The following is a 12,844-nucleotide window of genomic DNA, read 5'->3' on the forward strand; positions in this document are numbered from 1 at the left end:
ATGCGGCCGGGGCGGGGTGCTTCGCGGGGCGCCCTCCCGAGGACACCACCGGCCGCGCGGTTCCCCGCACGCCTCGCGCACATGCCGCTCCGCCGCCCCGCGCACGAGCCACCCACGCCGGCGCACCCGCTCGCACACGGGTCGCGGCGTCCCATGCGCCGGGAGTGCGGAAGTGTCTTGACTTTGCGGGGCCGCGATATATCGTGTTTGACAGAAGACGCGATATGGCGTGTTGCGATGCCGAGGAGGCTCCCCATGTCCGAGTGGTCCGTCGCCGAGCCCCGGAAGCTCACGTTCGACACTCCGGTGAGCGACCTGCACGTGCGCCTCGTCAACGGAACGGTGAACGTCGTGGGCACGGACGAAGGTTCCGCACGCCTGGAGGTCACGGACATCGAGGGCCCACCCCTGATCGTCACGCAGGAGGGCGGCACCCTCACGGTGGCCTACGACGACCTGCCCTGGAAGGGCTTTTTGAAGTGGCTCGACCGCAAGGGCTGGCGGCGCAGCGCCGTGGTCTCCCTCGCGGTCCCCGCCGACACCCGCGTGGAGGTCGGCGTGGTCGGCGCCGGCGCGGTCGTCTCCGGCATCAGCGGCCCCTCGGTGGTCAAGGGCGTCACCGGCGACACGACCCTCGTGGGCCTGTCCGGCCCGGTCCGCGCCGACACCGTCTCGGGAAACCTGGAGGCCCAGGCCGTCACGGGCGACCTGCGGTTCAACTCGGTCTCGGGCGACCTGACCGTGGTCGAGGGCTCGGGCCCCTCCGTCCGCGCCGACTCCGTCAGCGGCTCCATGATCATCGACCTTGACCCGGAGGGCCCCACCGACGTCCGGCTGACCAGCGTCTCCGGCGAGATCGCCATCCGGCTGCCGCACCCGGCCGACGCGGAGGTGGAGGCCAACACCGCCAGCGGCACGATCTCCAACGCCTTCGACGGCCTGCGGGTGCACGGCCAGTGGGGCGCCCACAAGATCACCGGCCGCCTCGGCGCGGGCAACGGCAAGCTCAGGGCCACCACCGTCTCCGGCTCGATCGCCCTGCTGCGCCGCCCGCCGGGGGAGGACGAGGAGGACGCCGCCCCCTGGGAGTCCGAGCCCCCCGCCGGCCCGGCACCCCACCCGGCGACCGGACCCGGAACCGCCCCGGGGGACAATTCCGTCTCCGGCCAGGACACCGACGCCACCGGTGCCCCGGCCGACGGCACGACCGACAAGAAGGTGCTCTGACATGCCTCCCGTCTTCGCCCACGGCCGCCTCCGCCTCTACCTGCTCAAGCTGCTCGACGAGGCCCCGCGCCACGGCTACGAGGTGATCAGGCTCCTCGAAGAGCGTTTCCAGGGTCTGTACGCCCCCTCGGCGGGCACGGTCTACCCCCGCCTGTCCAAGCTGGAGGCCGAGGGCCTGGTCACGCACACCACCGAGGGCGGCCGCAAGGTGTACGCCATCACGGACGCCGGCCGCGCCGAACTGGCCGACCGCAGCGGCGAACTGGCCGACCTGGAGCTGGAGATCCGCGAGTCGGTCGCCGAACTCGCCGCCGAGATAAGGGCCGACGTGCGGGGCGCCGCCGGGGACCTGCGGCGCGAGGTGCGCGCGGCCGCCTCCGAGGCCCGCCGCGGTGGCGGGACGGGCGGCGGCGAGGCGGGCCCCTTCGGGGAGCACGGCGACCTCGGCGACAAGGAGGCCTGGCGGGCCGCCAAGGAGGAGATGCGCCGGGTCAAGCAGGAGTGGAAGGAGCAGGCCCGCCGCGCCAAGGACGAGAGCCGCCGGGCCCGCGAGGAGGCTCAGCGGGCCCGCCACCAGGCCCAGGAGGCCCAGGCGCGGGCGCGGGCCCAGGCCCAGGAGGAGATGCAGCGCATCGCCCGCCGGGTCCAGGATCGCGTGCAGGACCACTTCTCGCGCGGCGACTGGCCGACTGGCGTGCGCGAGGGTCTGACCGAACTCGCCAAGGAGTTCGGCGAGTTCGGCAAGGAGTACGGCAGGGAGTTCGGCAAGGACCGGGGCTTCGGCCGCACCGCCGCCGAGCCTGGCACCGGCCCCCGCAAGTCCGCCCCCGCCCCGGGTCCGGACTACTCGGCCACCCCCGAGGACTTCCCGGCCGAGTACGAGCCGGCCTGGGCGCACGAGGAGGCCACCGACGACCCGGCCCGCGACCTCGACCGGCTCCTCGACCGCTTCCGCGACGACATCCGTGACACGGCCCGCGACCACGGCGTCACCGCCGACCAGCTCCGCGACGCCCGCCGCGACCTGTCGACGGCGGCGGCCCGCATCGGGGCGATGCTGCGCGGCCCGAAGGTCTGAGCGCCGGACGGGGCAGGGGCGGGCGTCAGCCCGCCTTCGCCTCGCCGTCGCCGTACAGCACCCTCGTCAGCGACTCGAAGGTCACGCCGTGGTCGGCGAGGACCTCGGCGGGCACCCCCGGACGCAAGGTGAGGGCAAGGAGGAGGTGCTCGTCACCGATGTGGCGGTCACGGCGGTCGAGGGCGACGCGCAGCGCCCCTTCCAGGACGTCCTTGGCGCCCCGGCTGAAGGAGCGACGACCCGACCACCAGCCGCCGTCCTCACGGTCGCCCGACAGCGCCCCGGCGCCGTGCACCTCCTCGACCCGGGCGACGATCTCCGAGACGTCGATCCCGAGTCCGGCGAGGGCGTCCGCCTCGGCCCGGGACATGCCTCCCCGCCGCCGCGCCTCGCCCAGCGCCTCCCCCACGGACGCCTTGCGCTCGGCGAGCCCGAGCGCGGCCAGCGCGAAGGAGGCGCGGGTGGCTTCGCGGTCGAGGACGGCGAGCAGCAGATGCTCGGCGCCCACGGTCCGCGATCCGGCGCGTTCGCAGTGCTCGACAGCGCCCCTCACGACGTCTCGGGCGTTCTTGGTGAAGCGTTCGAACATCAATGCCTCCCGTACTTCTTGTGCACGGCCTGCCTGCTGACGCCCAGCTCCGCGGCGATCTCCTGCCACGACCAGCCCTGATTGCGCGCACTGCGCACCTGTACCGCCTCCAGCTGCTCCAGCAGCCTGCGGAGCGCGGCCACGGCCCGCAGCCCGACCCGCGGATCGCGGTCACCGGCACGCTGGGCGAGATCCGTTGCCTCGGTCATGATGTCAACCTACGTTGACACTCGTCGGTTGTCAACCAAGGTTGACATGGCGGGCGCACGAAAAGGCGGGCCCGACATCCGGACCCGCCCAGCCGTGAACCTCCGCGGGGAGTTCAGGAGTTGGTGAGCACGATCTTCCCGAACTGCTCGCCGGACGCCAGCCGTTCGAAGCCCTCACGGGCCCGGTCCAGCGGCAGCACCTCGTCGATGACGGGCCGTACGCCGGTGGCGGCGCAGAAGGAGAGCAGGTCCTCCAGCTCCTCCTTGGTGCCCATGGTGGAGCCGACGACCTTCAGCTCCAGGAAGAAGATCCGGGTCAGCTCGGCATGCGAGGGCCGGTCACCGCTGGTGGCGCCGGAGATGACGATCGTGCCGCCGGGCCGCAGCGACTTCACCGAGTGGGACCAGGTGGCGGCGCCGACGGTCTCGATGACGGCGTCCACCCGCTGCGGCAGCCGGGCCCCCGTCTCCACCGCCTCGACCGCCCCCAGCTCCAGGGCGCGCTTGCGCTTCGCCTCGTCCCGGCTGGTGGCGAAGACCCGGAGCCCGGCCGCCTTGCCCAGCACGATCGCGGCCGTGGCGACACCGCCGCCGGCGCCCTGCACGAGGACGGAGTCACCGGGTCGTACGCCGGCGTTGGTGAACAGCATCCGGTACGCCGTCAGCCAGGCCGTCGGCAGGCAGGCGGCCTCCGCGAAGGACAGCTCCTTCGGCTTGGGCAGGATGTTCCAGGTCGGCACGGCGACCTGCTCGGCGAAGGTGCCCTGGTAGCGCTCGGTGAGGATGGAGCGCGGCTCGTTCGGGCCGACGCCGTGGCCGGTCTGGCCGATGACGGAGTGCAGGACGACCTCGTTGCCGTCCTCGTCGATCCCGGCGGCGTCACAGCCGAGGATCATCGGCAGCCGTTCCTCCGGGAGTCCGACGCCCCGCAGGGACCAGAGATCGTGGTGGTTGAGGGAGGCGGCCCGCACGGTGACGGTACTCCAGCCGGGCCGGGCCTCGGGAGCCGGACGCTCCCCCAACTCCAGGCCGGTGAGGGGCTGGTCGCGGTCGATTCGGGCGGCGTAGGCAGCGAACATGACCTTGACGATAGATTCCGGCCCCGGCCGGCGGAACCAGCGGGCTCTGTGACACATGCCCTCTTGCACAACGGCACCCGTGCGGCGCAGCGCGGCGTCAACGCCCCTCGAGGCGCCCTTGTCATCGCCCGGCCGGGCGGGCGGTGGGCAAAAAAAATGGCCCCGCCCCAACGGGCGGGACCATTTCAGCCGGCATCAGCGCCGGGCGACACCCTCGGCACGAGCGGCAGCCGCGACCGCCGCCGTCACCGCGGGAGCGACCCGCTCGTCGAACGGCGACGGAATGACGTAGTCGGCGGCGAGGTCGTCGCCCACGACGGCGGCCAGCGCCTCCGCGGCGGCGATCTTCATGCCCTCGGTGATCCGCGAGGCCCGCACCTGCAGCGCGCCCGCGAAGATCCCGGGGAAGGCCAGCACGTTGTTGATCTGGTTCGGGAAGTCCGAGCGCCCGGTCGCGACGACCGCCGCGTACTTGTGCGCCACGTCGGGGTGCACCTCCGGGTTCGGGTTGGCCATCGCGAACACGAAGGCACCCTCCGCCATGGAGGCCACGGCCTCCTCGGCGACCGTGCCGCCGGAGACGCCGATGAAGACGTCGGCGCCGGCGAGGGCATCCTCGAGGGAGCCGGTGATGCCGGCCTTGTTGGTGAAACCGGCCAGCTCCCGCTTGACCGGCGTCAGGTCCTCCCGGCCGGCCGACACGACGCCCTTGCGGTCCGCCACCGCCACGTCCCCGATGCCGGCCTCGACCAGCATCTTGGCGATGGCGACACCGGCCGCGCCGGCACCCGAGATGACGGCCCGCAGCTGCCCGATCTCACGCCCGCTCAGCCGCGCCGCGTTGCGCAGCGCCGCGAGGGTCACGACGGCCGTGCCGTGCTGGTCGTCGTGGAAGACCGGGATGTCGAGCCGCTCCTGGAGCTGCTTCTCGATCTCGAAGCACCGGGGTGCCGAGATGTCCTCCAGGTTCACTCCGCCGAAGGAGGGAGCGAGCCGGACCACGGTCTCCACGATCTCGTCCACACCGGTGCAGTCGAGCGCGATCGGCACCGCGTCGACGCCGCCGAACTGCTTGAACAGGATCGCCTTGCCCTCCATCACGGGGAGGGAGGCCTGGGGACCGATGTCCCCGAGTCCGAGCACGGCCGTGCCGTCGGTCACGACGGCGACCACGGAGGACTTCCACGTGTAGTCGTTGACCAGCTCCGGCTGCTCCGCGATCGCGGTGCACACGCGCGCGACGCCGGGCGTGTACGCGAGGGAAAGGTCGTCCTTGTCGCGGACCGGCACGGTGGCCTGCACGGCCATCTTGCCGCCGCGGTGCAGCGCGAACGCCGGATCGAAGGAATCGAGGGGCTCGGCCCCTTCCTGATCCGTACTGCTGTCGCTGCGAGGATTGACGATCTCCGCTGCCACTTTGTTTTACCCCTTAGGTATGCATGGTTTGAGGGTCGACCACTCCTGGTGAGGGGTGGGCGGGCACCGCGTACGGCTCGATTGCTGATACGACGAGCACATACGCGACGGGCGCGCCGCACACGCGCCCTGAGCCCCGGATGAGGGGTGTAAAGAACCTTCTTACCGGACGGACGGCGCTCACGACGAGTCCATTAGGTGCAAGGTCACATCTGGAGACCAGAACGCCACACCTGGATGACACGCGGCTGACACGAGCACGACACCGATGTGACTGGGCGGTAACTCGAACTTGTTCGCGCACCGCGCACAACGACTGACCGCATCATGAGACGGCCTGAAGATTTTCCGGCCTCGGTGATGGATTTCCGCAGATCTGCGGCCCTGAAGTCCCGTCCAGACGGGACCTGACGCGGTTCGGGGGTCACCCGTTATCCGATTTTGACATAGTGACGCCCCTGAATGGCGTAGTCCGAATGGCAAGATGCCGTAAACCCACGAGGTCGCGACACCCGATGGTGTGTGTTTCCGTCGACCCATCGGCACCTCTTCCCTTCCGCCGGAGGAACCACGATGACCGCAAGCTCCACCCGTCGTACGACCGCCGCGCACTCCCGTCTGGCCGCGGTCGGTGCGATCGCGGTCGCGGGAGCCCTGCTGCTCACCGGCTGCGGTGACCAGACCAAGGACAAGAACAACGACTCCGGCAGCACGGCCGCCGGCACGGCCCCGCTCGCCGACAAGCTCCCCAAGGACATCCGCGACAAGGGCGAGATCAAGGTCGGTTCCGACATCGCGTACGCCCCGGTGGAGTTCAAGGACTCCTCCGGCAAGGTCGTCGGCCTCGACCCCGACCTCGCGGCGGCCATGGGCAAGCAGCTCGGCGTGAAGCTCACGTTCGAGAACGGCACCTTCGACGCCCTGCTCACGGGCCTGCGCTCCGGCCGCTACGACATCGCGATGTCGGCGATGACGGACAACAAGAACCGCCAGGAGGGTGTCGACCCCGACACCGGCAAGAAGGTCGGCGAGGGCGTCGACTTCGTCGACTACCTGACCGCCGGTGTCTCCATCTACACCCGCAAGGGCGACACCGCGGGCATCACGTCCTGGTCGGACCTGTGCGGCAAGAAGCTCGCCGTCGAGCGCGGCACCGTCTCGGAGGACCTGGCCAAGCAGGAGGCCAAGAAGTGCCCGAGCGGCAAGAAGCTCACCATCGAGGCGTTCGACGACGACCAGCAGTCCCAGACCCGCCTGCGCTCGGGCGGCGTGGACGCGGCCTCCTCCGACTTCCCGGTCGCCGCGTACGCGGTGAAGACCTCCGGCGGCGGCAAGGACTTCGAGATCGTCGGCGACCAGGTCGAGGCGGCCCCGTACGGCATCGCCGTGGCCAAGAGCGACACCCAGCTGCGTGACGCCCTCCAGGCCGCGATGAACGCGATCGTCAAGAGCGGCGAGTACCAGAAGATCCTCGAGAAGTGGGGCGCCGAGGACGGCGCCGTCAAGGAGTCCGCGATCAACGGCGGCAAGTGACCCGCGGCACCCGAGCGGCCACTGAGAGGCAACACCCGTGACTGACATCGACAAGACGGCCGGGCCGGGGGACACGCCCCCGGCCGGACCCGAGGCCATCAGGGCCATCCCGGTCCGGCACTACGGGCGGTACGTCACCGCCGTCATCGCGATCGCGATCCTCGTCGCGATCATCTACGCGTTCGGCCAGGGCAAGATCAACTGGCACGCGGTTCCGGACTACTTCTTCGACGACCGGATCATGACCGGCGTCGGCAAGACCCTCCTGCTGACGGTCCTGTCGATGCTGATCGGCATCGTCGGCGGCATCGGCCTCGCGGTGATGCGCCTGTCGAAGAACCCGGTGACCTCGTCGATCGCGTGGTTCTACATCTGGTTCTTCCGCGGCACCCCGGTCCTGGTCCAGCTGTTCCTCTGGTTCAACCTGGGCCTGGTCTTCGAGTACATCAACCTCGGTCCGATCTACAAGAACTACTGGTCGGACTTCATGACGCCGCTGCTGACGGCGCTGCTCGGCCTCGGCCTCAACGAGGCCGCGTACATGGCGGAGATCTGCCGCGCCGGCCTGCTCGCGGTCGACGAGGGCCAGACCGAGGCCTCGCACGCGCTGGGCATGAGCCACAGCAAGACGCTGCGGCGGATCGTCATCCCGCAGGCGATGCGGGTGATCGTGCCGCCGACGGGCAACGAAGTGATCAACATGCTGAAGACGACCTCGCTCGTGGCGGCCGTCCAGTATCCGGAGCTCTTCCGTTACGCCCAGGACATCGGCCAGAACTCCGGCGCCCCGGTGGAGATGTACTTCCTGGCCGCGGCCTGGTACCTGATCATGACGTCGATCCTCAGCGTCGGCCAGTACTACATCGAGCGGTACTACGCCCGCGGTTCCAGCCGCAGCCTGCCGCCCACTCCGTGGCAGAAGGTCAAGGCGCACCTGACGACCTTCTCGAGCAGGAAGGTCACGGCATGACCGACAAGGAGAGCAGGACGGACTCCGTGCCCCAGCACTCGTCCGTCCCGATGGTCAAGGCCGAGGGCGTGCACAAGTCCTTCGGTCCCGTCGAGGTCCTCAAGGGCATCGACCTCGAGGTGCGGCCGGGCGAGGTGTTCTGCCTCATCGGCCCCTCCGGCTCCGGCAAGTCCACCTTCCTGAGGTGCATCAACCACCTCGAGAAGGTCAACGCCGGCCGGCTGTACGTCGACGGCGAGCTGGTCGGCTACCGCCAGAAGGGCGACAAGCTGTACGAGCTCAAGGACAGCGAGGTCGCGCTCAAGCGCCGGGACATCGGCATGGTCTTCCAGCGCTTCAACCTGTTCCCGCACATGACGGCCGTCGAGAACGTCATCGAGGCGCCGGTCCAGGTCAAGGGAGTGGGCAGGGCGCAGGCCAAGGAGCGCGCGATGCAGCTCCTGGAGCGGGTGGGCCTGGCCGACAAGGCCGGGAACTACCCCTCCCAGCTCTCCGGCGGCCAGCAGCAGCGCGTGGCGATCGCCCGGGCCCTGGCGATGGACCCGAAGCTGATGCTCTTCGACGAGCCGACCTCGGCCCTCGACCCGGAGCTGGTCGGTGACGTCCTCGACGTCATGCGCGACCTCGCCGAGTCGGGCATGACGATGGTCGTCGTGACCCACGAGATGGGCTTCGCCCGCGAGGTGGGCGACAGCCTGGTGTTCATGGACGGCGGTGTGGTGGTCGAATCCGGCCATCCCCGCGATGTGCTGACGAACCCCCAGCACGAGCGGACGCAGTCCTTCCTGTCCAAGGTGCTCTAGGACACGCCCGAAGGGGCGGTACGAGGATCCTCGTACCGCCCCTTTCGCGTGCCCCGCTACGGCAGCAGCTGCGGCTTCAGCGCCAGTTCGCGCAGCTGCGTCCGGGTCAGCGGGAACGTCTTGAGCACCGGGCCCTGCGAGCCCTTGCCCAGGAAGCCGGTCCAGTCCCGGACGATCAGGATCCTGCCGTCCTTCAGCACCAGCCGTGCTTCCAGCGCGGTGCCGTAGTACGACGGCTGCTGGGCCTTCTGCGCGGGTGTCAGCCGGATGGACAGCAGGCCGCCGCCGGGCACCTTCTCGTCGGTGCACTTCAGCACCGGCGGTGTCACGTTGCCGACGTGGCAGGGGTCCTTCTCCATGCCCTTGGCGCTCGCGGCCTTCGCGGAGACCACGCGAACGGTTACGTAGCCGACCCCGCCGCCCCGGGCGACCGCGTAGTCCCCGTCGTACGGCCCCACGTCCTTGGGCAGCGGCGCCTTCGGCACCCCCTTGATCAGCCGGAGCAGGGACACCTCCCGGACCTTGCCCACGCCCGGCGGCAGCAGCTCGGCGAAGCCCGCCGCACCGCCGCCGAACTCCCCGGCGGTCGGCGAGGCGGCCATGCTCCGCCCTTCCCCGCCGGGCAGGACGCCGGACCCGAGGACGACCCCGGCCGCGACCGCCGCCGCCACCGCACCCGTCACCGCCGCGCGTCGGCGCCAGCGCAGCCGCGCGGCCCGGGCGAACACCGCCTCGCCGCCCCGGCCCTCCGGAACCGGCACGCCGGCGGCCGCCTTCCAGAGCAGCTCCCGCACGACTTCGTTCTCGCTCATACGTATTCCTCCCGCACAGCGGCCTTCAGCGCCGCCAGTCCCCTCGCCGTGTGGCTCTTGACCGTGCTCTCCCGCATCCCGAGCAGCTCGGCGGTGGCGGCCACGCTGAGGTCCTCCCAGTAGCGCAGCACCAGCACCGCCCGCTGTCCGGGCGCGAGCTGGGCGAGAGCGGCCCGCACCATCAGTCCGGTGTCGTTGTCCACCTGCCGCCCGGCCAGGTCCGGCAGTTCGCCGTACGCCTGCTCGCGCCGCCAGAACCGGCGGCGGGCCGAGATGAAGGTGTTGACCAGCGTCTTGCGCGCATAGGCCTCGAGGTTCTCCAGCCGCCCGTGCCTGCGCGCGCCGAGGACGACCTTCACCAGGGTCGTCTGGACGAGGTCCTCGGCCTCGTCGCGGTTGCCGCACAGCAGATAGGCGCTGCGGAACAGCGCCGTGCGTCTGCCCTCGACGAAGGCGTGCAGAGTCGCTTCCGCGCCCCGCGTCATCCCTCCCCCTTTCCGCCGGTCCACCGGATACGGACCGTCTCACCCGTATGAGTGCGGTGGGGCCCCCGCGGGGACGCAGAAGAGGCGGTACGAATGTCTCGTACCGCCTCCGGTGCCGGTGCCGTGGCCTACTTGAGGGCGAGGAGCAACGTGTCCGACGGCGAGCACCACACCGCCCGGGCCTCGCCGAACCCCCTCTCGCGCAGCACGCGCGCGTGCCACGCCGCGGACGGCATGTCCCCGTCGGCGTGCTCGCCGTAGATCTCGAAGCGGCGGGCGGTGGGCTCGGCGAGGACGGGGTCCTGCGCCGCCAGCTGCCACCACTCGGCCCAGTCCAGGGCCCCGTCCCGCTTGGCCTGATCCATGCGGACGTGCCGCTGGGCGCGCTCGGCCGCATTGATCCGCGGCGTGCTCTCGTCGATCATGTGGTCCGCGTTCATGAAGACACCACCGTCGCGGACCAGCCCCGCGACCCGACCGTAGAGGGCCGCGAGTGGTTCGCTGTGCAGCCAGTGCAGGGCCGTGGCGGTCAGGACGGCGTCGTAGGAGTCGTACGGCAGCCGCGCCGGCCAGTCGGGGTCCTTGAGGTCGGCGGTGACCAAGGAGACGCGGTCGTCGCCCTCGAAGGTGCCGCGCGCTATGGCGAGCAGGGCCGGGTCGAGGTCGACCCCGGTGCTGGTGGCCCCGGGGAACCGCGCCAGCAGCCGGGCGGTGACGGTGCCCGTGCCGCAGGCGAGGTCGAGCACGCGCGGGGCCGGGCCCACGAGCGCCTCGACCATGTCGAGCATGATCCGGAACCGCTCCTCGCGGTCCGGCATGTACCACTCCTGCTGCCGGTCCCAGCTCTCCTGCCAGGCGGCCCAGTCGGTCCCGGTACCGATCGTCATGGAAGCCCCGTCTCCTCACGTACGCGTAATACCCTGGAAGCACGACCGGCTGTTACCCCGACCGCAGACACGACCATAGAGCGCCTCCGTAAGGACTACAAGTGGAACTGGCCTATTACTCGGATTACGCCGTACGGCTCGTCAACAGCGAGGAACCGGCCCGGGGCAAGGACTCGCTGACCTCGGTCGAGGCCGTCCGCGACCTCTTCGGCGCCAACGCGTCCGCGGCCCGCCGGGCCACCGACGCCGACGTCACCCGCTTCCGCTCGGTCCGGGGCCGGCTGCGCTCGGTCTTCGAGGCGGCCGACAAGGGCGACGAGACACTGGCCGTGGACCTGCTGAACTCCCTGCTGCTGGAGTTCCCCGTCAGCCCCCAGATCTCCGGGCACGACCACCGGGACGAGGACGGCCGCCCGCTGTGGCACATGCACCTGGCCGACCACCCGTCCAACGCCACCGCCGGCTACGCGGCGATCGCGGCCATGGGCCTCGCCTTCCACCTGACCGAGTACGGCGTCGACCGGCTCGGCCTGTGCCAGGCGGCTCCGTGCCGCAACGCCTACCTCGACACGTCCACCAACCGCTCCCGGCGGTACTGCTCGGACCGCTGCGCGACCCGCGCCAACGTGGCCGCCTACCGGGCCCGCAAGCGCCTGGAGGCCGACCGGTCCGGCAGCAGCGGCCTGGCTGCCGAGAACGCCCAGCGCGCGAGCGCCAGCGGCGAGCGCTGACCGCCCCTGGGCGGCCGGTAGCGGAACCACGCCCGGCCCAGGATCAGCTCCTCGGGCACGACCCCGTAGTCGGTGCTGTCCCCGCCCGCGTACGGATTGTCCCCGAGCACCCACCAGCCGCCCTCGCGCCGTTCCACGGCACGCTTGACGACCAGCAGGTCCTGCTGGAAGGGATGACGCAGGACGACGATGTCCCCGGCCCTGATCGCGGTGCCGTACTGCAGCAGCAGCCGGTCCCCGTGATGCAGGGTGGGCACCATGGACGGGCCCGTCACCTCGGCCAGCCCGAACGGCGCCCCGGCCCTCCCCCGCTCGGTCTCCTGCGACAGCTCCGGCATCACCGGCACCTCCCCGGTCCGTTCCTCCACCAGTCTCAGTCTGACCCTGGACTTTTGTCCTAAGCCCTGGGGGGCACTCAGGAAAACGGGTCCCTCAAGGAGTAATGTCGCACCTGAGAAGACGATCACGAGGAAGGAATGCTCCATGCTTTCCCGCCTGTTTGCCCCCAAGGTCAAGGTCAGCGCGCACTGCGACCTGCCCTGCGGTGTGTACGACCCGGCCCAGGCCCGCATCGAGGCGGAGTCGGTGAAGGCCGTCCAGGAGAAGATGGCCGGCAACGACGACCCGCACTTCCAGGCGCGCGCCACCGTCATCAAGGAGCAGCGCGCCGAGCTGGCGAAGCACCACGTCTCCGTCCTGTGGAGCGACTACTTCAAGGCCCCGCACTTCGAGAAGTACCCGGAGCTGCACCAGCTGGTCAACGACACCCTGAAGGCCCTCTCGGCCGCCAAGGCGTCCACGGACCCGGCGACGGGCCAGAAGGCGCTGGACTACATCGCCCAGATCGACAAGATCTTCTGGGAGACCAAGAAGGCCTGAGGGCGGTCCTCCCCGGCGGGGGGGGGGGGGGGGGGGGGGGGGGGGGGGCGCGGGGGGGGGGGGGGGGGGGGGGGGGGGGAGGCGGGGGGGGGGGAGCAGGCAAAGCGCGAACACCGACCCGCCCCACCCCCACCTCGAGCCAACCC

The 12,844-nt window shown here is 70.9% G+C and carries 15 protein-coding genes; 7 read left to right on the forward strand and 8 right to left on the reverse strand.

What is annotated here, in order from left to right; translation table 11 throughout:
• Nucleotides 1-255 precede the first annotated feature (255 nt).
• Both AC07CM_RS11695 and AC07CM_RS11700 read left to right on the forward strand, forming a co-directional pair.
• Nucleotides 256-1,227 carry a DUF4097 family beta strand repeat-containing protein gene (locus tag AC07CM_RS11695; protein WP_478876188.1) on the forward strand — a complete coding sequence of 324 codons (972 nt, stop codon included), beginning with the start codon at nt 256-258 and terminating at the stop codon, nt 1,225-1,227.
• A gap of 1 nt (nt 1,228) precedes the next feature.
• Complete coding sequence (locus AC07CM_RS11700; RefSeq protein ID WP_478876189.1) at nt 1,229-2,305, forward strand: PadR family transcriptional regulator; 1,077 nt, start codon at nt 1,229-1,231, stop codon at nt 2,303-2,305.
• A gap of 25 nt (nt 2,306-2,330) precedes the next feature.
• Here AC07CM_RS11700 and AC07CM_RS11705 read toward each other — a convergent pair whose 3' ends face one another.
• The 4 genes from AC07CM_RS11705 to AC07CM_RS11720 form a co-directional block, all read right to left on the reverse strand.
• Nucleotides 2,331-2,894 carry a Clp protease N-terminal domain-containing protein gene (locus AC07CM_RS11705; RefSeq protein WP_478876190.1) on the reverse strand — a complete coding sequence of 188 codons (564 nt, stop codon included), beginning with the start codon at nt 2,892-2,894 and terminating at the stop codon, nt 2,331-2,333.
• On the reverse strand, nt 2,894-3,103 hold the full coding sequence (locus AC07CM_RS11710; RefSeq protein ID WP_478876191.1) for a helix-turn-helix domain-containing protein: 210 nt from the start codon (nt 3,101-3,103) through the stop codon (nt 2,894-2,896). Before AC07CM_RS11710 ends, AC07CM_RS11705 begins: the two co-directional genes overlap by 1 nt.
• A 113-nt stretch (nt 3,104-3,216) precedes the next feature.
• Nucleotides 3,217-4,182 carry a zinc-binding dehydrogenase gene (locus AC07CM_RS11715; RefSeq protein WP_478876192.1) on the reverse strand — a complete coding sequence of 322 codons (966 nt, stop codon included), beginning with the start codon at nt 4,180-4,182 and terminating at the stop codon, nt 3,217-3,219.
• A gap of 195 nt (nt 4,183-4,377) precedes the next feature.
• Nucleotides 4,378-5,598 (reverse strand): NAD(P)-dependent malic enzyme, encoded by a 1,221-nt coding sequence (locus tag AC07CM_RS11720; RefSeq protein ID WP_478876193.1) that lies wholly within the window; start codon nt 5,596-5,598, stop codon nt 4,378-4,380.
• A gap of 573 nt (nt 5,599-6,171) precedes the next feature.
• Between AC07CM_RS11720 and AC07CM_RS11725 the strand changes: the two genes are divergently transcribed.
• Genes AC07CM_RS11725 through AC07CM_RS11735 form a run of 3 tightly spaced genes read left to right on the forward strand, consistent with a single transcriptional unit; the run spans nt 6,172 to nt 8,904 of the window.
• Entirely contained in the window at nt 6,172-7,131 is a 960-nt protein-coding gene (locus AC07CM_RS11725) for an ABC transporter substrate-binding protein (RefSeq protein WP_478876194.1), read from the forward strand.
• 37 nt (nt 7,132-7,168) lie between these two features.
• Nucleotides 7,169-8,101, forward strand: coding sequence for an amino acid ABC transporter permease (locus AC07CM_RS11730; protein WP_478876195.1), 933 nt, complete (start codon nt 7,169-7,171; stop codon nt 8,099-8,101).
• Between the two features lie 50 nt (nt 8,102-8,151).
• Nucleotides 8,152-8,904, forward strand: a complete 753-nt coding sequence (locus tag AC07CM_RS11735; RefSeq protein WP_478876438.1) for an amino acid ABC transporter ATP-binding protein — start codon at nt 8,152-8,154, stop codon at nt 8,902-8,904.
• A gap of 56 nt (nt 8,905-8,960) precedes the next feature.
• Here the strand turns inward: AC07CM_RS11735 and AC07CM_RS11740 are convergent, their stop codons facing one another.
• The 3 genes from AC07CM_RS11740 to AC07CM_RS11750 all read right to left on the reverse strand — a co-directional run bounded on the left by AC07CM_RS11740 (nt 8,961) and on the right by AC07CM_RS11750 (nt 11,088).
• Complete coding sequence (locus tag AC07CM_RS11740) at nt 8,961-9,716, reverse strand: hypothetical protein (RefSeq protein WP_478876196.1); 756 nt, start codon at nt 9,714-9,716, stop codon at nt 8,961-8,963.
• Nucleotides 9,713-10,201: a SigE family RNA polymerase sigma factor gene (locus AC07CM_RS11745; protein WP_478876197.1), complete on the reverse strand. Its 489-nt coding sequence runs from the start codon at nt 10,199-10,201 to the stop codon at nt 9,713-9,715. Before AC07CM_RS11745 ends, AC07CM_RS11740 begins: the two co-directional genes overlap by 4 nt.
• A 128-nt stretch (nt 10,202-10,329) precedes the next feature.
• Nucleotides 10,330-11,088 carry a class I SAM-dependent methyltransferase gene (locus AC07CM_RS11750; RefSeq protein ID WP_478876198.1) on the reverse strand — a complete coding sequence of 253 codons (759 nt, stop codon included), beginning with the start codon at nt 11,086-11,088 and terminating at the stop codon, nt 10,330-10,332.
• 101 nt (nt 11,089-11,189) lie between these two features.
• Between AC07CM_RS11750 and AC07CM_RS11755 the strand changes: the two genes are divergently transcribed.
• Nucleotides 11,190-11,819: a CGNR zinc finger domain-containing protein gene (locus AC07CM_RS11755; protein ID WP_478876199.1), complete on the forward strand. Its 630-nt coding sequence runs from the start codon at nt 11,190-11,192 to the stop codon at nt 11,817-11,819.
• Here the strand turns inward: AC07CM_RS11755 and sodX are convergent.
• Nucleotides 11,723-12,157: a nickel-type superoxide dismutase maturation protease gene (sodX, locus tag AC07CM_RS11760; protein WP_478876439.1), complete on the reverse strand. Its 435-nt coding sequence runs from the start codon at nt 12,155-12,157 to the stop codon at nt 11,723-11,725. The genes AC07CM_RS11755 and sodX overlap by 97 nt on opposite strands.
• 145 nt (nt 12,158-12,302) lie before the next feature.
• Here sodX and sodN point away from each other — a divergent pair, with 145 nt between their 5' ends.
• A complete protein-coding gene (sodN, locus tag AC07CM_RS11765; RefSeq protein ID WP_014674929.1) occupies nt 12,303-12,698 on the forward strand; it encodes a superoxide dismutase, Ni in 396 nt (131 codons plus the stop codon).
• Nucleotides 12,699-12,844 lie beyond the last annotated feature (146 nt).

Source organism: Streptomyces sp. NPDC044061 (assembly GCF_056434305.1).